Source organism: Rhizobium sp. 05N430 (assembly GCF_056396985.1).
The window spans coordinates 102,628-119,555 of the sequence record NZ_JBFTMO010000013.1 but is presented as its reverse complement, the minus strand read 5'-3'; the positions used below and the strand labels follow the sequence as shown (position 1 = coordinate 119,555).

Genomic DNA, 16,928 nt, shown 5'->3' with positions numbered 1-16,928 from the left:
CGAACAGGAAGCGGCGCAACCGACACTAAGGCAGTAGGCGGTAAAACTTCGTGAAGCCGGGGATGGCAGGGCGCGGATTTCCGGCTATAGGCACGGCCGGAAGAGACGAGCGGCAAGAGGCCGCATCGCCGCCTTCTGCCCAAAGGCTTAGAATTCCTTCATCGATATCGTTGAAAACAGTTCCCATGATCCGCATTCTTCTCGCCGCTCCGCTGCTTGCAGCCTGTCTTTCCGTTGCCTCTGCGGCCGAGCTTCCGGCTCTGCCCGCCGCACCTGCCGCCGCCGCGCCGGTGGCGAAACCCAAGGGGCCGAAGCTTGTCGAGCCGCAGCTGCATGTGGTGCGCTCAGGGGTTCCCGGGCGTCCGCGGATCGCGCTGACCTTCGATGCCTGCATGGGCAAGGCGGATGACCGGATTATCTCGACGCTGGTTTCCGAGCGCATTCCGGCGACGATCTTCGTCACGGCACGCTGGCTGAAGCACAATCCGCAGGCGCTTTCGATCTTCCTGCAGAATCCCGATCTGTTCGAGCTCGAGAATCACGGCCAGAACCATATTCCGGCCGTCGACAAGCCGGCGTTGATCTATGGCATTGCCGCGGCCGGATCTCCTGAGGCGGTGCACCAGGAGGTGCAGGGTGGCGCCGACGCGATGCTGGCAGCAGGCATTGCCGCGCCGCACTGGTTCCGCGGCTCGACGGCGAAATACGATCTCTCCGCAATCGCCCAGATCCGCGCCATGGGCTACAAGATCGCTGGCTACTCGGTAAATGGCGACGGCGGCTCGCTGCTGGGAACGGCGATCACCGAAAAGCGGATCAGTTCTGCCAAGGACGGCGACGTGGTGATCTCGCATATCAACCAGCCGACGCATGCCGCCGGCGCCGGGGTCGCCAAGGCGATCGTGGATTTGAAGGCGAAGGGCGTGGAGTTCGTACGGCTGGAGGATGCCGAGGGGCTTGGGGATGACAAGACGACGAATTAGTCGCTGAGGCCTTCCAACGGCGTTGTGCCCTGCAAGCCCCGAGCACAACGCCCGCCCCTACCGCAGCACCGTCTCCACCCCACGCTCCCCAGCCCTGACACCCCGGAATCCCGGCCCGTCGCGGTCCAGTGCGTAGTCGTCGAACCAGTCGCGGTGGATGCCGGCCACCATGGCGCCGACCATCGGGGCGGCGAGGAAGGAGAAGGTGATGCCGTTGCCGCCGTAGCCGTAGGCGGCGTAGACATTCGGCATGCGGGGCACCGGGCCGATCAGCGGCAGGCCATCCGCGGTCTCACCGAAGGTGCCGCACCAGGCGGTGGCGATTTCCGCATTGGCCTGCGGCCAGAGCCGCTTCATCTTCTCGCGGATCGCCTGCGCCTTTGCGGCGAGCTTGGAATCGCGCCTGTCGGGATCGGTGGTGGCGTCGTCCTCGCCGCCGGCAACGATGCGGTGGTCCGCCGTGGTACGCATGTAGAGATAGGGGTCGGCATCCTCCCAGATCAGCGTTTCACCGCGCCAGAGGGTTGCCGGATCCTGCGGCACGGTGGCGATCGCGAAGCTGGAGGTGGAGCGATGCAGCTTCGGCATGTCGATGCCAGGCATCGTATAACCCGTCGCCAGCACCGCGGTACCGGCCTCGATGACGAAGGGGCCGTCGAGCTCGGCCGTCACCTTGCCGCCTTCGCTGTGCAGCCGCTCTACCGTGCCCTTCACCAGCATGGCGCCGCGGGCGATGGCGATATCGAGAAGCCCCCAGGCGAGCAGCAGCGGATCGGCCTCGGCGGAGCCCGGCGACAGAATTGCCCCATCACGGTCGAGTTCGAACTGGGTCAGGAGATCGCAATGCTCCAGATAGACGCCCGGAAGGCCGGCGCGGCGGCGTAGCTGGCGCTCCTCGTAGAGATCGCGGGCGCTCTCATGGTTCTGCGCCAGAAACAGCGTCTGCCTCGGCTGGAACTGGCAGGGTAGCGCATGGGTGGCGACGAGCTTGGCAAGGCCGGAGACGGCAGCGGCGCTGCGGCGGTACATGCCGGCCGCCCGCTCGAAGCCGTAATAGTGCTCGAGTTCCGAAAGCGTGCTGTCGATCTCCCATTGCAGCATGGCGGTACTTGCCGCCGTGGAGCCGAGGCCTGGCTCTTCCTTGTCGATGACGACGACCGACAGGCCGCGGGCCGTCAGATGCTCGGCCGCCAGCGCTCCGGTGATGCCGCCGCCGATGACCAGCGCATCGGCCTTGAAACTCTGCGTCAACGGCTCAAAAGCAGGGCGGCGCCCGCCCCTGCCCCACGGGCTGCGGCCGCTGCGCAGATCGTCCTGGCTTGCAGGGTCGAATTCGATGCCGTTTGCCATCATTGTCTCCCCTTCACTTCGGCAGCTGCGGCGTGACGCGCTCTTCGATGAACAGCTCATCGACGATGGTCATAACGATCAGCGACAGCGGCAGCGCCAGCATGGCGCCGACAGCTCCCCACATCCAGGTCCAGAAGATGATGGCGAGGAAGACGACGAAGGGATTGATCTCGAGGCGACGGCCCATGACCGCCGGGAAGATCAGATTTTCCATCAACAGGTGGACGATGAAGAAGGCGGCCGCCGGCAGCAGCGCGAACAGCATGCTGTCATGGGTCAGGATACCGGCAACGGCGATCGCGAAGGTCATCATGGTGATGCCGAGATAGGGAATGAAGCTGGAGAGGAAGGCGAAGAAGCCCCAGAGAATGGGGACCGACAGCCCGCCCGCCCAGGCAATCACCGTCATGATCACCCCGAGGCCGGCATAGATGATGGCGGCGGTGGCGAAATAGAAGCCGAGCACCTGCTCGACCGAGCTAATGACGCGGATGGCGGCAAGGCGCTGCGGCCGGCTGCGGAAGGTCATGATGATCGTCTTGCGCAGATTGACGCGGCCGACGAGGAAGAGCAGCAGCGCGGCAAAGAAGATCAGCCCCTGCACCAGCGCGGGCGTCAGGTTCGCGGTGACGACATGCAGGACGTTGCCGGTGTTTTCGAGCAGCTTGTCGGCCGACATCGGGCCACTCTGGAAGGTCTCGGGCGTGATATGCAGCCAGCGGACTTTCTCGAGATAGGGCATCAGCCTGTCGATGGTCTTCTCAACGAAGGCGGGCCCCTCGTTCATCAGGGTGCCGACCGGCCCGGCCAGTGCATTGGCGACCAGGAAGATGACAAGCGCCACCGCGCTCGACAGGATCACCGCATTGGTGATGCGGGGCACGCCGAGCTTGCTCAGCTTCTCGGCGAGCATACCGAGGATCATGCCGACGACGATGGCGAGCGTCAGCGGGATCAGGATCAGCGACATCTGGTAGACGGCGGCAAGCCCCAGAATGCCGAAGATGCCGATGATCGCCCAGGCCATGCTGACATCGAGACCATCCTTCTCGACGCGGCGCACCGGCGCCTGCTGCATCTCTTCGGTGGCGGCCGAAAGCTTTTCGGCCCAGGCGCTGGTGCGCCGCTCGCCGATGGCGATCTTCTTCGCATGCTTCTTGATGCCGTTGGCGATGCCCATATCCCATGTTCCCCGAAAGCCCAGCGCTTCGCGACGACAACGCGGATTGGGGGATTCTGTTCCTTGGGGGAGAAGGGTGGGTGCGCGGGTGTGGCGGAGCGGACACGTTTGGAAACTTCTGGTTGATTTTCCGGGAGCCGAAGGCATTGTGTGCGAAGCTGACCAATACGCCTGAGCCTATCAACCATGGACACCACGGACCGCGCATGGAGCCCATTCTCGAGATCATCGCCTCAAGCCCGCCGATCGAAATTCGGCAAGCTATCGAAGCCGCCCTGGATGCTTTCAACATCGATGCGGCGGGTATCGCCGACGCAGATCCGGATTTTGCCGTCGCATTGCGAGACCCGGAGACGAATGGTGTGTGCGGTGGTCTCTACGGCGTCGGAGACTACGGTTGGGCGTTCATCAAGCTGGTTGTCGTCCCGGCGGAATATCGCGGCAGAGGTCTCGGCACCAAGCTTCTTGCCGAAGCCGAGGCCATCGCCAAGGCGCGCGGATACGCCGGTGTGTGGCTTGATACGTTCGAATTCCAGGCACGGCCATTTTACGAGAAGCTCGGCTATACGCTATTCGGCGAACTCGAAGGCGACGGCAACGCAATCGCGCGATATTTCCTGAAGAAGAAATTTTGAACGTATCTCGCGGGACAGGTGAAGGGATGGCGGCGGTAGAGCGGCATGTGATCGATCGTGGCGACGGCGCCTCCGTCGAGCTTTTCCAGGCGGGAGGACCGGTTGGCGCGCCGCGGGGAGCCATCCTTTTCGTCCACGGCAATCAGGGCGGAATGCTGCTGGGGGCCAAGGAGGCTGCCGACAACGGAACGCTGCTGCGGTTCTCCTCACGCCTGAATGTGACGGCGGCGGCCGTATCGCAGCCGGGCTTCGGCGCATCGGACGGACCGGCGGATTTCTGCGGACCGGCGACCCAGCGTGCGATTATCGCCGCGCTCGACTTTCTCAAGGTGCAACCCGCCGTCGATCCGGCCCGCATCGTCCTCTATGGCAACAGCCGCGGCGCGGTTGCGTCTGCGATGGTCGCAGCGCAGGTGGCCGACCTGAGGGCGCTCATCCTGTCGGGCGGCGTCTACGATCTCAAGGAAGCCTACCAAAACAGCGCTCCGGGCCTGCAGCAGGCGATCATCCGGGAGGCTGGCACCTCGGACCAGGCGTTCCTGGAGCGCTCCGCGCTTTATCACGCACACGAGATTCGCGCGGAAACATTGCTTCTGCATGGCCAATACGACGACCGGGCGCCGATCGAGCAGGCCGAGACGTTCGCGGCCGTGCTTTCGCAGGCGCGGGTGCCCGTGGCGCTGCACCGGTTGGAATGTGGGCATCAGATCCCCCGCGAACAGCTGACCCCGGTTCTCCGAGATTTTCTGACGAGCGTACTTGCCCCTGCCACTGCGACATACCACTGAGCGGCTGCCAATCAAGCGGCTTACGCTTAGAGTAGAGCAATTGTTTACGCCCGGCTGCGATTGTACAGCGGGCATATGGCGAGAGTGTCTGATGGTGGGAACCGAACGGCAAGCAAGCGGTCCGGCCCAATATTCGGATGCCTGTCTGAGACCCCAGCGGCATGAGATCCAGCATGTCATTTTAGACAACTTCGGCCCCAGGCACGTTCCATGATTGAAGCAACGAGACGCGACGCCTTCATCGATCAATGCAGGGGTATCGCGATCCTCATGGTGATAACGATACATGCCGGTCAGTCTGTTGCGGGGTTGGCGCGATGGACGACGTCAATCACCGAACTCGGTCAGTTAGGCGTGCAGCTTTTCTTTGTCGTCTCCGCCTATACCCTGTGCGAGAGCGCAAGCCGTCGATGGTTTCATGAGGGCTGGGTGTCCGGGTTCTTTGTTCGGCGATGGTTTAGAATTGCGCCTCTTTATTACCTTGCGATCGCACTGTATTTCACCGTCTCGGCGGGGATGGCCCGGCAGGGGAACACAGCGATAGAGGCCTACAGTTTGGCAACTGTAGCTGCCAACTTTGCCTTGGTGCACGGTTTCATACCAGCTGCGAACAACAGCATTGTGCCAGGGGGCTGGTCGATAGGCACGGAGATGGCGTTCTATCTGACGTTTCCGCCCCTGTTCTGGTCCTTGTCTCGGCTCGCAAGCGATGCGGCGCGAGGCGGCATGGCGTTGGCGGCCGCAGTGATCGTTTCCGCGGCGAGCGTATACGTCGCCAGCACCTTCCAGGATTCTGCGCTGGCAGATAACAACAGCTTCTACTTCTATAATCTTTTCAACCAGATGCCGGTCTTTCTCGCCGGCATCTCTGCCTACTGGTGGAGAGACCAATCCGCAGCAAGAAATGCCTTGGTGACCTCGCTCGTATCCGTCGTCTCATCGGCATGCGGGGTGGCCCTATTCTATTCCGGTCTTCCATTCGCATTCGAGATGCTTCCGATCGCCGCAGGGATCGCTTTCGCGTCGTTGGCGCTCACCCTGCGGTCTATCGGGGTAAGAGCAAAGGTGATCGAATATATCGGCGTCCGATCATTTTCGATCTACATTTTCCACTTTATGTTCGTCTCTCAAGCTGCGAAGATTTTTGAAATCGCGGCCATTAAAATAGTCGCGTTGCCCGCGCTCAGCATCTTCGTTCTGACATGGCTAACGACCGTCATAGTAACAACGTTGCTTGCCACGATGACAGAGATGAGTATCGAGCGCCCATTCATAGCGCTCGGGAGCAAGGCCGCCGGATTTTTTGAGCGCCGTGAGGCTTCCTCCAGATCGTAGCGCCTCACCGCCGCTTGACGGATCCATGAACTTGGCGCCTCCAAGGCCTTACCCAGCCACCGTCTCCAACACCCTCCCCAGCCTCCCCACTGCCACATCAGCCTCCTCCGCCGTCAGCCCCGAAAAGCCCAGCAGCAGCCGCGGTTCCGGCGAGGCGGAGATGTGCATCGGCGAAACGGGGATGACGACCACGCCACCCTTCAGGGCGGCTTCGGCCAGCGCGCGGTCATCGCGCCATGTGCCGGTGCTGGAGACGGTGAAGTGGATGCCCTGTTCGGGGACGGGGGTGATCAGGTGGTCGGAGAGCCGCGCCTTCAGCAGGAACGCGAGATTGTCGCGGGCGGCGCGGTGGCTTTCACGCAGGCGGCGCAGATGCGCCGGGAAATAGCCCTCGTTGAGGAAATCGGCGACGACCAGCTGATGCAGCGGCGCCGGGAAGCGGTCGATGATCGGGCGGACGGCGCGGAAGGCGGCGACGAGATCGTCCGGCACGATCAGATAGCCGACGCGGAAGCCCGGCAGCAGCGCCTTGCTGAAGGTGCCGGCGTAAATCACCCGGCGCGTCGCATCGAGACCCTGCAGCGAGGCGATCGGGTGGCCGTCATAGCGGAATTCGCTGTCATAATCGTCCTCGATGATCCAGCTGCCGCGGGCCTGGGCGAAGGCCAGCAATTCCAGCCGCCGCGCAAGCGGCAGGGCAGAGCCTGAGGGATATTGATGCGACGGGGTGACGTAGATCGCCGCCGGCGGCGGGCCATCGTAAAGGGATAGCTCACCGGTGATCACGCCCTCGCCATCGACGGGCATGCCTGAGATCGCCGCACCGTTCAACAGGAAAGCAAGCCTTGCCGGCGGATAGCAGGGATCCTCGATCATCACGGTTTCGCCGGGCGAGACGAGTACGCGGATGGCGAAATCCAGGGCCTGCTGGGTGCCTGAGGTGATGAAGATCTGGCCGGGGTGGCAGCGCACGCCGCGCGAGGCGGCGAGATGGGCCGACACCGCCTGTCGCAACGAAAGCTCGCCCTGCGGATCGCGGTAGCGGTCGGTGGAATAGTCGATATGGCGATGGGCGAGCCGCTTCAGTAGACCGGCAGTGCGCGCGTCGTGGATCACCCGGCCGGTGGCGAAGGCGACCTGGGCGGGCGGCGCCAGATCGGTGCGCATCGCCAGCCGCGCGGCGGTGGAGATGCCGCGCCGGGCGCTGTTGTCGGCCATCTCGCGGGCGCTGCGGCTGCCTGAGGGCATCGTCGGCAGGCCGGAGGCGACATAGGTGCCGGAGCCATGCCGTCCCTCGGCATAGCCCTCGGCGATCAGCATCTCGTAGGCCTCGGCGATCAGGCCGCGCGACAGCGACCATTCCGACGATGCGGTCCGTGTCGAGGGCAGCCGGTGGTCAGGCTGCAGCGTGCCCGCGACGATGCTGTCGCGCAGCTGCAGGTAAAGCTGGCGGACTGCCGGAACCGGCGAGGACGTATCGATATCAGGCAAGAAACCGGCCGCAGCACTTTCGCGGCGGCGTGTGCGGGCGCTGGTCTGGCGGGGCGAAGTGGCTTGCATGGCTGACTCGAAGTGGCTCTGGATATGTTTGCCATTATTCCTTTTTATCGGACCACTTTCAACAACTGTCCGGACATGCCGATGCGCCCTTCCGCCGCCCCTTTTCTCTTCACCGGCACCATGCTTGCTGCGGCAGGCTATGGCGCCACCTTCCTGTTTTCCGCCTATTACCGCGCCCATGGCGGCAGCGATGTCGATACCGGACTTACGCTGGGTGCGGCGATGGCCGGCACCTTTACCGGCGTGCCGCTGGTCGGCTGGCTGTCGGGGCGGATCGATGCCGCGCGGATGAGCGCTATTGCCACCTGCTCCGTCGCCTTTGGCTTCCTGCTGCTCGCCTTTGCGGCGGGCGGCGGCCTCGGCCTGCCGCTGGTCTCGGGCTTCTTCATCGGGCTTGGCTGGGGGATGTTTTATATTGGCGCGCCGATGGCGCTGTCCGAGCGGGTCACGGATGCCGATCGCGGCTTCTGGTTTACCCGCTTCGGCGCCTTCCAGATGGCGGGCATCGGTGGCGGCCCGGTCATTCTCAATCTCATGCTGCGGCAGGTCGGGCTCTCGGTCGAGGCGACCTTCATGCTGGTGGGTGCTGCCTGCCTTGCGGCTTCCGTGCTGCTCTGGGTCTTCGGCTCGATGGCGCCGGGCGGGCCGCGAACTGCGGGACTTCGGCCCTGGGTGCGCGATATCGGCGTGATCGGCCGCAGCGCTTCCGTCCGGCCGATCCTGATGGTGGCGCTCGGCGCCTGCGTCTTCTCCGGCTTGCTCACCTTCCAGTCGTCGCTGGTGGAAGGAACCTCCGCCGATGCGGCAACCTTCTTTGCAGTTTATGCCGTCACAGTCGTTGCCGCCCGGCTGCTGCTTGCCCGCTTGCTGGCGGCGCTGCCGCAGGCGCAGCTTGCAACGGCGCTGCTGACCTCGATGTGCCTCGGCGTCGTCGCCATGTTCGGCACCGGCATCCACCCGGCCTTCCAGATTCTCTCAGCCATCCTCACCGGCATCGGCTATGGCCTGGTCTATTCGGTGATCCAGACCTGGGCGGTGAACAACACCGAACCGCGCTACCGCCATGCGGCGCTCACCTGGTTCGTGATGTCCTACTTCACCGGCATCTTCGGCTTCCCTGTCATCGGCGGCTGGGTGCTCGTCCATCTCGGCCGCGAGGTCTTCCTCGGCATCCTGCTTGCCGCTGCGATCGCCGAACTGGCGATCGCAGCAAGCATCGGACTCAGAAGGGTTCAGGCCGCGTGAGCGCGCTTACCGGTCGACCGTCGCCATGATCCACGAGGCGTAGCGCTCGCCGGAGACCTTTTCCGGGGCGAGTGCAGCGTCGAGGCTTGCGAGGTCTGCGGCGCTGAGGGCAATGGCGGCGGCGCCGACATTTTCCTCCAGGTAGCTCTGGCGCTTGGTGCCGGGGATCGGCACGACGTCGTCGCCCTGGTGGAGCAGCCAGGCAACCGCGATCTGGCCGGGCGTTGCATTGTGATCGCGGGCGACGGCATGGACGATCTCGGCCGCCTTGACGTTCTCGTCGAAGTTGGCGCCCTGATAGCGCGGGTCGTTGCGGCGGTGGTCATTCTCCGGATATTCCTCGGCGCGCATCACCTTGCCGGTGAGGAAACCGCGGCCAAGCGGCGAGAAGGGCACGAGGCCGATGCCGAGTTCGCGCAGAACCGGAATGATCTCAGGCTCCAGATTGCGCTCCCATAGCGAATATTCGCTCTGCAGCGCCGAGACAGGGAAGACCGCATGCGCCTTGCGGATATTGGCGATACCGGCTTCCGACAGGCCGAAATACTTGACCTTGCCTTCCTTGACGAGCTCGCCGACGGTGCCTGCCACATCTTCCATCGGCACATTGCGATCGACGCGGTGCTGATAGAGCAGATCGATATGATCGGTCTGCAGCCGCTTCAGAGATCCCTCGACCGCCTTGCGGATGTCTTCCGGACGGCTGGTGGTTTCCGCGCCCCGCTGCTTGCCCTCGACGATCTTGAAGCCGAACTTGGTGCCGATCGTCACCTCGCTGCGGCGGCCCTTGAAGGCGCGGCCAAGCAGGTCTTCATTGGTGTGCGGACCATAGACTTCGGCAGTGTCGAAAAAGGTGCAGCCGAGGTCGATCGAGCGGTGCAGCGTGCGGATCGCCTCGTCCTGATCGGCCGGTCCATAGGACTGGCTCATCGGCATGCAGCCGAGGCCGATCGCCGAGACTTCGAGGCCCTGAGTGCCGAGTTTACGTGTCTTGAGGCTCATGATGCATTCTCCATTCGTGATTGCATCCGGAGACTGCGCCCGGCGCGCCGAATTTCAAATACTTGTAAATTCCGATTACATGCGCGAGAATTCGAAAATGTCGCACGATCCGTTTTCCGACCTGCTTACCCTCACCAATGCCCAGTCCGTCATCTCGGGCGGTTTCACCATCGGTGGCGCGTGGTCGCTGCAATTCCGGCCGCAGCAGATCAAGTTCTATGCGGTGCTGAAGGGCAGCTGCTGGCTCGATGTCGAAGGCGGTGACGGGCCGGTGCGGCTGGAAGCGGGCGACACGTTCCTGGTCACCACCCGCGACTTCGTGCTCAGCACCGATCTGTCGCTGACCCCGGTCGAGGCCAAGCCGCTCTTCGCCACCTATATCGGGCGGGTCAAGCATATCGGCGACGTCAAGGAAGTGGAGATCGTCGGCGGCCATGCCGGTCTCGATCCGGAACGCGGCGCGCTTTTGACCGATGTCATGCCGCCCTTCATCCATGCGAAAGCCGGATCGCCGCAGGCAGCCGTGCTGCAATGGGTGGTGGCGCAGATCGTTTCGGAGCAGACCGCCGATCTGCCGGGCGGCTCGGTCGCCTCGGCGCAGCTGGCACAGCTGATGTTCGTGCAGCTGCTCCGCGCCCATCTGGATGACGGTGGCCCGCTGGCCTCGGGCCTTCTGCGCGCCGTCAGCGACCGCCGCATCGCCCCGGCCGTGCGGCTGATGCATGCCGAGCCCGGCCGCGCCTGGCAGCTGGAAGAGCTTGCCGCTGCCGCTGCCATGTCGCGCACCACCTTCGCCGTCTATTTCAAGCAGGTGGCCGGCATCGCCCCACTCGCCTATCTCACCGAATGGCGCATGCGGCTTGCCGAACGCTCACTCGGGGAAGACGACGTGCAGGTGGCAACACTTGCCCGCTCGCTCGGCTACACCTCGGAAAGCGCCTTCTCCAACGCCTTCAAGCGCGTGACCGGCCGGGCGCCGAAGTTTTACCGCAACGACACGCGGGCGATGGCGGTGGCGGCGGAGTAGGCCGGAAGGCGCTTTCTCAGATCGCCGGACCCAGGCGGATCGGGCTGCCGTCGGAGAAGCGCGACAGGCGGAAGCGGTTCAGATTGTGGCCCGTCGCGTTGCCTTGGATCAGATCCGACATGACGCGGCCGATGCCCGGGCCGATGCCGAAGCCGTGGCCGCTCATACCGGTGGCGACGAAGAGACCGGCGATGGCGCTGACGCGGTCCACGATCGGGACGACGTCAGGCATGGCGTCTATCATGCCTGCCCATGTGGCTTTCAGGCGCAATTCTCCGAGCTGCGGGAAGAGGTTTTCGAAGCCGCGCTTGATCGAGGCGAGATCGGATTGACCGGGCGCCGGGTTGAGGACGCGCATGCGCTCGAACGGGCTTGTCGTCTCGGGCGTCCAGTCGCGCGGCGTCGACCAGCTGTCCGGGAAACCGGAGGGCGCGGCCGGGAGATAGCGGGTGCCAAAGGGGTGGTCGATCAGCGCCGGAAGATATTTGGTGGCGTTGCGGAAGGCGTCGGGGCCGACAAAGAGCAGATTGCTGCCGCCCGGGGCCAGCGTATAGCCGCCATCCTGCCTGCGGCGGAAGGCGATGTCCTTTTCGATGGCCGCGCCGGCGTGGAATTCCGGCAAGGGCTCGGTCGCCGCCACCGTGGCGCGGACGCTGAGCTGGGGGATGGAGACGCCGTGCTTGCGCAGAAACAGCGACGACCAGGCGCCGCCGGCCACCAGCACGTTCGTCGTCGCGATCTTGCCGCTTTCGGTCCAGACCCCCGCGACCCGGCCGGCAGCGATATCGAGCGCGCGAACCGCGCAATTCTCGATGATCCTGACACCCTTGCGGGCGGCGAGCCGTGCCAGCGCAGGCACCGCAAGCCAGGGCTCGGCGCGCATATCCGATGGCGTTGTCATCGCGCCGGCATAGGTGCGGGCCATGCCGCCGATCCTGGCCGCGACCTCTGTGCCGTCGAGAAGGCGGGTATCGAGATCGTGGGCGGCGGCGAGCTGCATGAATTTCGCAAACTTCGCCATGTCCTTGTCGGTGCGGGCCAGATAGGTGACGCCCGTCTGCCTCAGGCCGATATCCTCGCCGCATTCTTCCGCCAGTTGCTGCCAGAGACGGCAGGCTTCCATGACGATCGGCAATTCGTCGGCATCGCGCCCCTGCTTGCGGATCCAGCCCCAGTTGCGCGACGACTGCTCGGCGGCGATGCGCCCCTTTTCCAGAAGCGTCACCTGGATATTGCGCGCGGCGAGGAAAAGCGCCGTCGAAACGCCTATCACCCCGCCACCGACGATCACCACCTCCGAGCTTTCAGGCACGGGGCTCGCGTGGCGGATCGGGTCGGCTTCTGAAAAGGGAAACATGAGGGAGGGTCTTGCTGCATGAGGGATGTCAACCGATCCCTAGCGCTGCGTTAGCAGGTGTTCAAGCATGGTTATGCTGCAGCAAGGCAGCGCCTGGAACGATCTTTCCAGAGCGGCAGTTCCTCAGGCAAACCTGAGCGCCGAGCGGGCCTTTGCCTTGGCGGCCTCTTCCTCGCGGTCACGGGGCGGTTGCGAGGTCTCGAGCGACGTCAGCAATTCCGCGGCACATTTGGCGATCGCCAGAACCGCGTGATCGAAGGCGGCCTCGTTGCGTTTGGAAGGCTTGTTGGTGCCGCTCAGCTTGCGCACGAACTGCAGCGCCGCATCATGGATTTCCGCCTCCGTTGCCGGCGGGTCGAAGTTGAACAGGGGTTTGATGTTGCGGCACATGGGCTGCTTCCTCCTCGTCTCGGCGCCGCGGACGAGGCGCGGCGCAAGGGGAAAGCTAGTCGTATCGGCGGCAATTGCAACGGATTGGACGTGCCCTCAAGCCGTCAGCGTCAGCCCAATCCCCCAGGGATCCCTGAGGAACACGCCGCCGTCGCGGGCTTCGGTCTTGATCTCGAGCTTTTCCAGCGCGGTCTTGGCTGTTTCCAGTGCCGCCTTGTCGTTGAAATGCAGCGAATAATCGGAAAGGCCGGTCATGTTGTGGCTGCGGGTGCCTGCGCCGCGGCTGTTCCAGATGTTGGCGGCGACGTGGTGGTGGTAGCCGCCGGTGGCGAAGAAGCTGGCGCCTGGATAGCGGGCCATGATTTTCAGGCCGAGAACGTCGCGGTAGAACGTGTCGGCTTCGGGGATATTGCCGACCTGCAGATGGATGTGGCCGATCGCGGTGCCGTCTGCCATGCCGTTCCAGGTGTCCTGAGGGGCGCTGTCATAGAGTGCCTGCAGATCGAGGCGGTTGGTCGCCATTTCCACCTGGCCGTCTTGGTGGAATTTCCAGACGTCATGCGGGCGGTCGGCATAGATCTCGATGCCGTTGCCTTCGGGGTCGGAAAGATAGATCGCCTCGCTGACGAGGTGATCGGACGCGCCTTCGAGGACGACATTGTTATGCGCGGCATGGCGCAGCCAGCGGGCAAGCTCGGTGCGGTCGGGCATCAGGAAAGCGGTGTGGAACAGGCCGGCGGCGTTGCGGGGCGCCGTTTGCGCGTTGCTGTCCGTCGTCAGCGTCAGCAGCGGCAGGCCCGATACGCCGAGCACTTCGCCGCTGGCCGTCTTCTCGATGACCCTGAGGCCGAGCATCGACTGGTAGAAGCCGGAAACGGCGGCCAGGTCCTTCACGACCAGATGCGAATGGCCGACATGGGCAGGGCGCGTCAGCGCGTAGGAAGTCTCTGTTGTCATCGATCTGTCTCCTGCCATCAGTTGCGACGCTGCACCGGCGGTGGCGGCGAAGGCGCCGCCTGTGGCAAGCTCGAGGAATGTTCGCCGGTTCATGATCTCATGGTCCCCTCGGCCACCGTACTTGCATTCTATATGGCGCATTCCGATTGTTCGCAGAAGATGCGTTCTTGCGGATAAATCGTTCAGCATCTGTTGACGCTGGAGATGCGGCGCTTGATCCGCGTCAAAGCGCCTTATGTTTCCTCCGATAGGTTGGATGCATCTCATAAGGACGAAAGCCATGTACAAGAAAATCCTGGTTCCCATCGAAATCGGTGCCATCGACCGCGGCGAGAAGTCGTTTCGCAAGGCTGCGACGCTGCTCGATGAGGGCGGCGAGATCATCCTGCTCAACGTCGTCGAGGACATCCCGACCTATGTGGCGATCGATCTRCCGGTCGAGCTGGTCGAGAATGCCATCAAGGACGGCAAGGCGCGGCTGGAAGCGCTGCGGCTGAAGACCGGCATTCCGGCCAGCGTCGAGATCGGCCGCGGGCCGCCCGCCAACGGCATCCTCGCCGCCGCCGAAACCCACAGCGCCGACCTGATCATCGTCGCCTCGCACATCCCCGATTTCTCCAACTATTTCATCGGCGCGACGGCAGACCGCGTGGTGCGGCATGCAAAATGCTCGGTGCTGGTGGATCGCTAGGGGCGTTCAGAGCTGCTGCAGGAAGGCGATCATCCGTTCCGAGACCTCGGCCGGGCGCTCCTGCTGAAGCCAATGACCCGCGCCGGGAATAATATGCGAGCCGCGCAGCTGCGGCACCAGCGCGGGCATGGCGGATATGATCTTGTCCATGCCGGGAATGGCGAGGCCGGGGTCGCGTTCGCCGGTCATGAACAGTGCGGGGATGGTGACGGTCTGGCCGGCGTTCGCCTGCTGGAGTTCCCAGTTGCGGTCGAGATTGCGGTAATAGTTCAGGCCGCCGGTGAAGCCTGACACTTTGAAGTCGGCGACCAGTCTTTCGAAATCTGTGGGCGGCAGCCAGGCGGGAAGCTTTGCGGGGTCGGGCAGAGCAGCCAGAAGGCCGGTCTTGCGGCTGACCATCGAAAAGGGATTGGGCGTGCCGTCGCCGGGCTTTCTGGGACCCGCCTCGCCGCTTGCCGCGTGGATGATCTTGCGCAGTGTCAGCGCGGGGTCGCGGCCGAATTCGGCATCAGCCGCACCCGGCTGCTGGAAATAGAGCGTGTAGAACAGCGCCTCGTCATTCTCCGGAAATATCTTCGACGGCGGCACCGGCGGCAGGCCCATCATCGGCACGCTGAGGGCGACGACGGCCCTGAACCTGTCGGGGCGCAGCAGCGCCGCCTGCCAGGCAATCGTCGCGCCCCAATCGTGACCGGCGATCACCGCCGTCTCTTCGCCGAGCGCATCCATCAGCGCGATCAGATCGCCGACGGCGTGGAAGACGGTGTATTGATCGGCGCGGCCGGGTGCCGCGGTCTTGCCGTAGCCGCGCATATCCGGTGCCACGGCGCGGTATCCGGCCTTTGCGAGATCTGCGACCTGATGGCGCCAGGCATGCTTGGTTTCCGGAAACCCGTGGCATAGCAGCACGAGCGGCCCGGAGCCCGCCTCGAGGATACCCATGCTGATCGTCCTGGTGTCGATGAGTGTGTCATTCATGATGGGCTCCTGATTTGTTGCCTTGGCGCCGGAAACTGAGATAACCAAGGCCGGTGCGGCGAGTAGAAACTGGCGGCGCAGCATGCGTGCTCCTTTTATCCGTAACAATATCTGTTACAGATAACCGGCACCGTCAAGATAGCGTAACAATAATTGTTGCGGAAAGGTTCGCGATGAAGACCGATGGCCGGCTTGCCCGGATGCTGCATGTGCTGGTGCATATGGGCCTGCTTGGCGGCCGGGAGACGTCGGAACGGATCAGCCAGATGCTGAACACCAATCCGGTCGTCGTGCGCCGGACGCTGGGGGCGCTGCGCGACCATGGGATCGTGGAATCGGAAGGCGGGCGCGGCGGTGGCTGGAAGCTGGTCAGGTCACTCGACGAGGTGACGGTGCTGGATATCCAGCGGGCGCTGAACGAGGGCGCGATCCTGCCGGCGCCGCTCTCGCGCGATCACCCCTCCTGCCCTGTCGAGCGCGCCTCGAATTCCGTGCTGCAGATGGCGCATGCGGCGGCCGAGAAAGAGCTTCTGGAGAGGTATGCAGCGACGACGCTGCGGCAGATCGCCGAGATGGCGATCATCGATCAGGGCAAGGTACCGCCGAAGCTCGCCTGATCAACCAATGAGGCCGAGAGGCCTCAATCGTAGAGGTAATACTTCGTCCAACTCTCCTTCGGCACCTTGTCGCCGATCTTGTACTGGAGTTCGCGGACATTGATGTGCTGCGGGCCGGTGATGCAGGTATAGGAGAGATGGTACCAGACGCCCTTGCTGCGGAAGACGGCGCCGGGCGCCACCAGGCGATCGTCGCTCGGCACCGGATCCTTGAAAGTGTAGGCGATCACCTTGTCGGGGTTGAAACCGGTCTTGTCCTTGTTGATGCGGCTCATCGCCTCGGTATCGCAACTCTGTTCGAGGCGGGTGGCCGGATCGAGCTTTTCAAGCTGCTTCTTGATGGCGGGATCGACGGCATAGGCGGAGGAGGCAAGGCTGAGAAGCGATACGGACAGGACCAGGCATTTCGGCATGTAGGAATAATCCCTCTATCTGCTCAATCCGGAACAAGCCTCAGCCAGACGCCCCCGTCATCTCCATCTGGCAAGGCGCAGGTTCCGCGCGATGTAAGAGCCTTTCCGGGTTCTATTGCATCATTCTGCCGGAGCAGGTTTTCGACAGGGCAAAGGCGATTGGCGAAGGGCATACCCCTAGGTACGTCCGAGCCGATCGCCTTTGATCCTGGCGGAAGGATGCCCGGCCCTCCGGGTTGGCTGAAACGGGCCGCCTGATCGGCCGGCTGGCTTGGCCGTAGGACTGGGCTACGACGCGCGCCAGCCGACCGACCATCCGACTCCGTTTGAGCCAACAGAATGATGCAATAGAACCCGGAAAGGCTCTCCCGGACTTTCTTAAACAATGTGGTGACATCAAGGCAACATGAGGAACACTTC

17 protein-coding genes are annotated in these 16,928 nt (G+C 63.8%); 8 read left to right on the top strand and 9 right to left on the bottom strand.

Annotation, left to right across the window (positions count from 1 at the left end):
- The first annotated feature begins 185 nt into the window (after window positions 1-185).
- Window positions 186-983: a polysaccharide deacetylase family protein gene (locus AC1DJO_RS23025; protein WP_112537330.1), complete on the top strand. Its 798-nt coding sequence runs from the start codon at window positions 186-188 to the stop codon at window positions 981-983.
- A gap of 57 nt (window positions 984-1,040) precedes the next feature.
- Here the strand turns inward: AC1DJO_RS23025 and AC1DJO_RS23020 are convergent, their stop codons facing one another.
- Window positions 1,041-2,333 carry an NAD(P)/FAD-dependent oxidoreductase gene (locus AC1DJO_RS23020; RefSeq protein ID WP_477973044.1) on the bottom strand — a complete coding sequence of 431 codons (1,293 nt, stop codon included), beginning with the start codon at window positions 2,331-2,333 and terminating at the stop codon, window positions 1,041-1,043.
- A 13-nt stretch (window positions 2,334-2,346) separates the two neighbouring features.
- Window positions 2,347-3,513, bottom strand: coding sequence for an AI-2E family transporter (locus tag AC1DJO_RS23015; protein WP_112389869.1), 1,167 nt, complete (start codon window positions 3,511-3,513; stop codon window positions 2,347-2,349).
- A gap of 5 nt (window positions 3,514-3,518) precedes the next feature.
- Here AC1DJO_RS23015 and AC1DJO_RS23010 point away from each other — a divergent pair, with 5 nt between their 5' ends.
- From AC1DJO_RS23010 to AC1DJO_RS23000, 3 genes are all read left to right on the top strand, one after another.
- Window positions 3,519-4,148 (top strand): GNAT family N-acetyltransferase, encoded by a 630-nt coding sequence (locus AC1DJO_RS23010; protein WP_477973042.1) that lies wholly within the window; start codon window positions 3,519-3,521, stop codon window positions 4,146-4,148.
- A 26-nt stretch (window positions 4,149-4,174) separates the two neighbouring features.
- The gene (locus tag AC1DJO_RS23005) at window positions 4,175-4,936 is read left to right on the top strand and encodes an alpha/beta hydrolase family protein (RefSeq protein ID WP_477973040.1); all 762 of its coding nucleotides are present in this window, start codon (window positions 4,175-4,177) and stop codon (window positions 4,934-4,936) included.
- A 210-nt stretch (window positions 4,937-5,146) separates the two neighbouring features.
- Window positions 5,147-6,271, top strand: coding sequence for an acyltransferase family protein (locus tag AC1DJO_RS23000; protein WP_477973038.1), 1,125 nt, complete (start codon window positions 5,147-5,149; stop codon window positions 6,269-6,271).
- 48 nt (window positions 6,272-6,319) lie between these two features.
- On the opposite strand, the gene pdxR is transcribed toward AC1DJO_RS23000, so the two are convergent.
- Complete coding sequence (gene pdxR, locus AC1DJO_RS22995; protein WP_477973036.1) at window positions 6,320-7,831, bottom strand: MocR-like pyridoxine biosynthesis transcription factor PdxR; 1,512 nt, start codon at window positions 7,829-7,831, stop codon at window positions 6,320-6,322.
- 81 nt (window positions 7,832-7,912) lie between these two features.
- Here pdxR and AC1DJO_RS22990 point away from each other — a divergent pair, with 81 nt between their 5' ends.
- The gene (locus AC1DJO_RS22990; RefSeq protein WP_477973034.1) at window positions 7,913-9,076 is read left to right on the top strand and encodes an MFS transporter; all 1,164 of its coding nucleotides are present in this window, start codon (window positions 7,913-7,915) and stop codon (window positions 9,074-9,076) included.
- Window positions 9,077-9,082: 6 nt separating this feature from the next.
- Here AC1DJO_RS22990 and AC1DJO_RS22985 read toward each other — a convergent pair whose 3' ends face one another.
- Window positions 9,083-10,078: an aldo/keto reductase gene (locus AC1DJO_RS22985; protein ID WP_477973032.1), complete on the bottom strand. Its 996-nt coding sequence runs from the start codon at window positions 10,076-10,078 to the stop codon at window positions 9,083-9,085.
- A gap of 97 nt (window positions 10,079-10,175) precedes the next feature.
- On the opposite strand from AC1DJO_RS22985, the gene AC1DJO_RS22980 reads away from it, so the two are divergent.
- Window positions 10,176-11,105: an AraC family transcriptional regulator gene (locus tag AC1DJO_RS22980; RefSeq protein WP_477973030.1), complete on the top strand. Its 930-nt coding sequence runs from the start codon at window positions 10,176-10,178 to the stop codon at window positions 11,103-11,105.
- 16 nt (window positions 11,106-11,121) lie between these two features.
- Here the strand turns inward: AC1DJO_RS22980 and AC1DJO_RS22975 are convergent, their stop codons facing one another.
- The 3 genes from AC1DJO_RS22975 to AC1DJO_RS22965 form a co-directional block, all read right to left on the bottom strand.
- On the bottom strand, window positions 11,122-12,462 hold the full coding sequence (locus AC1DJO_RS22975) for an NAD(P)/FAD-dependent oxidoreductase (protein ID WP_477973028.1): 1,341 nt from the start codon (window positions 12,460-12,462) through the stop codon (window positions 11,122-11,124).
- 123 nt (window positions 12,463-12,585) lie between these two features.
- Window positions 12,586-12,852, bottom strand: a complete 267-nt coding sequence (locus AC1DJO_RS22970) for a DUF2277 domain-containing protein (protein WP_112389860.1) — start codon at window positions 12,850-12,852, stop codon at window positions 12,586-12,588.
- 96 nt (window positions 12,853-12,948) lie between these two features.
- Window positions 12,949-13,809, bottom strand: coding sequence for a VOC family protein (locus AC1DJO_RS22965; RefSeq protein WP_477973026.1), 861 nt, complete (start codon window positions 13,807-13,809; stop codon window positions 12,949-12,951).
- Between the two features lie 280 nt (window positions 13,810-14,089).
- On the opposite strand from AC1DJO_RS22965, the gene AC1DJO_RS22960 reads away from it, so the two are divergent.
- Window positions 14,090-14,500, top strand: coding sequence for a universal stress protein (locus AC1DJO_RS22960; protein ID WP_112389859.1), 411 nt, complete (start codon window positions 14,090-14,092; stop codon window positions 14,498-14,500).
- A 6-nt stretch (window positions 14,501-14,506) separates the two neighbouring features.
- Here AC1DJO_RS22960 and AC1DJO_RS22955 read toward each other — a convergent pair whose 3' ends face one another.
- A complete protein-coding gene (locus AC1DJO_RS22955; RefSeq protein WP_477973024.1) occupies window positions 14,507-15,478 on the bottom strand; it encodes an alpha/beta fold hydrolase in 972 nt (323 codons plus the stop codon).
- Between the two features lie 173 nt (window positions 15,479-15,651).
- Between AC1DJO_RS22955 and AC1DJO_RS22950 the strand changes: the two genes are divergently transcribed.
- Window positions 15,652-16,095 carry an RrF2 family transcriptional regulator gene (locus AC1DJO_RS22950; RefSeq protein ID WP_112389858.1) on the top strand — a complete coding sequence of 148 codons (444 nt, stop codon included), beginning with the start codon at window positions 15,652-15,654 and terminating at the stop codon, window positions 16,093-16,095.
- 23 nt (window positions 16,096-16,118) lie between these two features.
- Here AC1DJO_RS22950 and AC1DJO_RS22945 read toward each other — a convergent pair whose 3' ends face one another.
- Window positions 16,119-16,508, bottom strand: coding sequence for a DUF930 domain-containing protein (locus AC1DJO_RS22945; protein WP_477973022.1), 390 nt, complete (start codon window positions 16,506-16,508; stop codon window positions 16,119-16,121).
- Window positions 16,509-16,928 lie beyond the last annotated feature (420 nt).

Bases quoted from the DNA above. Each gene is read 5' to 3' on its own strand.
- AC1DJO_RS23025 (WP_112537330.1), top strand. From the start codon at position 186: ATGATCCGCATTCTTCTCGCCGCTCCGCTGCTTGCAGCCTGTCTTTCC.
- AC1DJO_RS23020 (WP_477973044.1), bottom strand. From the start codon at position 2,333: ATGGCAAACGGCATCGAATTCGACCCTGCAAGCCAGGACGATCTGCGC.
- AC1DJO_RS23015 (WP_112389869.1), bottom strand. From the start codon at position 3,513: ATGGGCATCGCCAACGGCATCAAGAAGCATGCGAAGAAGATCGCCATC.
- AC1DJO_RS23010 (WP_477973042.1), top strand. From the start codon at position 3,519: ATGTTCCCCGAAAGCCCAGCGCTTCGCGACGACAACGCGGATTGGGGG.
- AC1DJO_RS23005 (WP_477973040.1), top strand. From the start codon at position 4,175: ATGGCGGCGGTAGAGCGGCATGTGATCGATCGTGGCGACGGCGCCTCC.
- AC1DJO_RS23000 (WP_477973038.1), top strand. From the start codon at position 5,147: ATGATTGAAGCAACGAGACGCGACGCCTTCATCGATCAATGCAGGGGT.
- pdxR (WP_477973036.1), bottom strand. From the start codon at position 7,831: ATGCAAGCCACTTCGCCCCGCCAGACCAGCGCCCGCACACGCCGCCGC.
- AC1DJO_RS22990 (WP_477973034.1), top strand. From the start codon at position 7,913: ATGCGCCCTTCCGCCGCCCCTTTTCTCTTCACCGGCACCATGCTTGCT.
- AC1DJO_RS22985 (WP_477973032.1), bottom strand. From the start codon at position 10,078: ATGAGCCTCAAGACACGTAAACTCGGCACTCAGGGCCTCGAAGTCTCG.
- AC1DJO_RS22980 (WP_477973030.1), top strand. From the start codon at position 10,176: ATGTCGCACGATCCGTTTTCCGACCTGCTTACCCTCACCAATGCCCAG.
- AC1DJO_RS22975 (WP_477973028.1), bottom strand. From the start codon at position 12,462: ATGTTTCCCTTTTCAGAAGCCGACCCGATCCGCCACGCGAGCCCCGTG.
- AC1DJO_RS22970 (WP_112389860.1), bottom strand. From the start codon at position 12,852: ATGTGCCGCAACATCAAACCCCTGTTCAACTTCGACCCGCCGGCAACG.
- AC1DJO_RS22965 (WP_477973026.1), bottom strand. From the start codon at position 13,809: ATGACAACAGAGACTTCCTACGCGCTGACGCGCCCTGCCCATGTCGGC.
- AC1DJO_RS22955 (WP_477973024.1), bottom strand. From the start codon at position 15,478: ATGAATGACACACTCATCGACACCAGGACGATCAGCATGGGTATCCTC.
- AC1DJO_RS22950 (WP_112389858.1), top strand. From the start codon at position 15,652: ATGAAGACCGATGGCCGGCTTGCCCGGATGCTGCATGTGCTGGTGCAT.
- AC1DJO_RS22945 (WP_477973022.1), bottom strand. From the start codon at position 16,508: ATGCCGAAATGCCTGGTCCTGTCCGTATCGCTTCTCAGCCTTGCCTCC.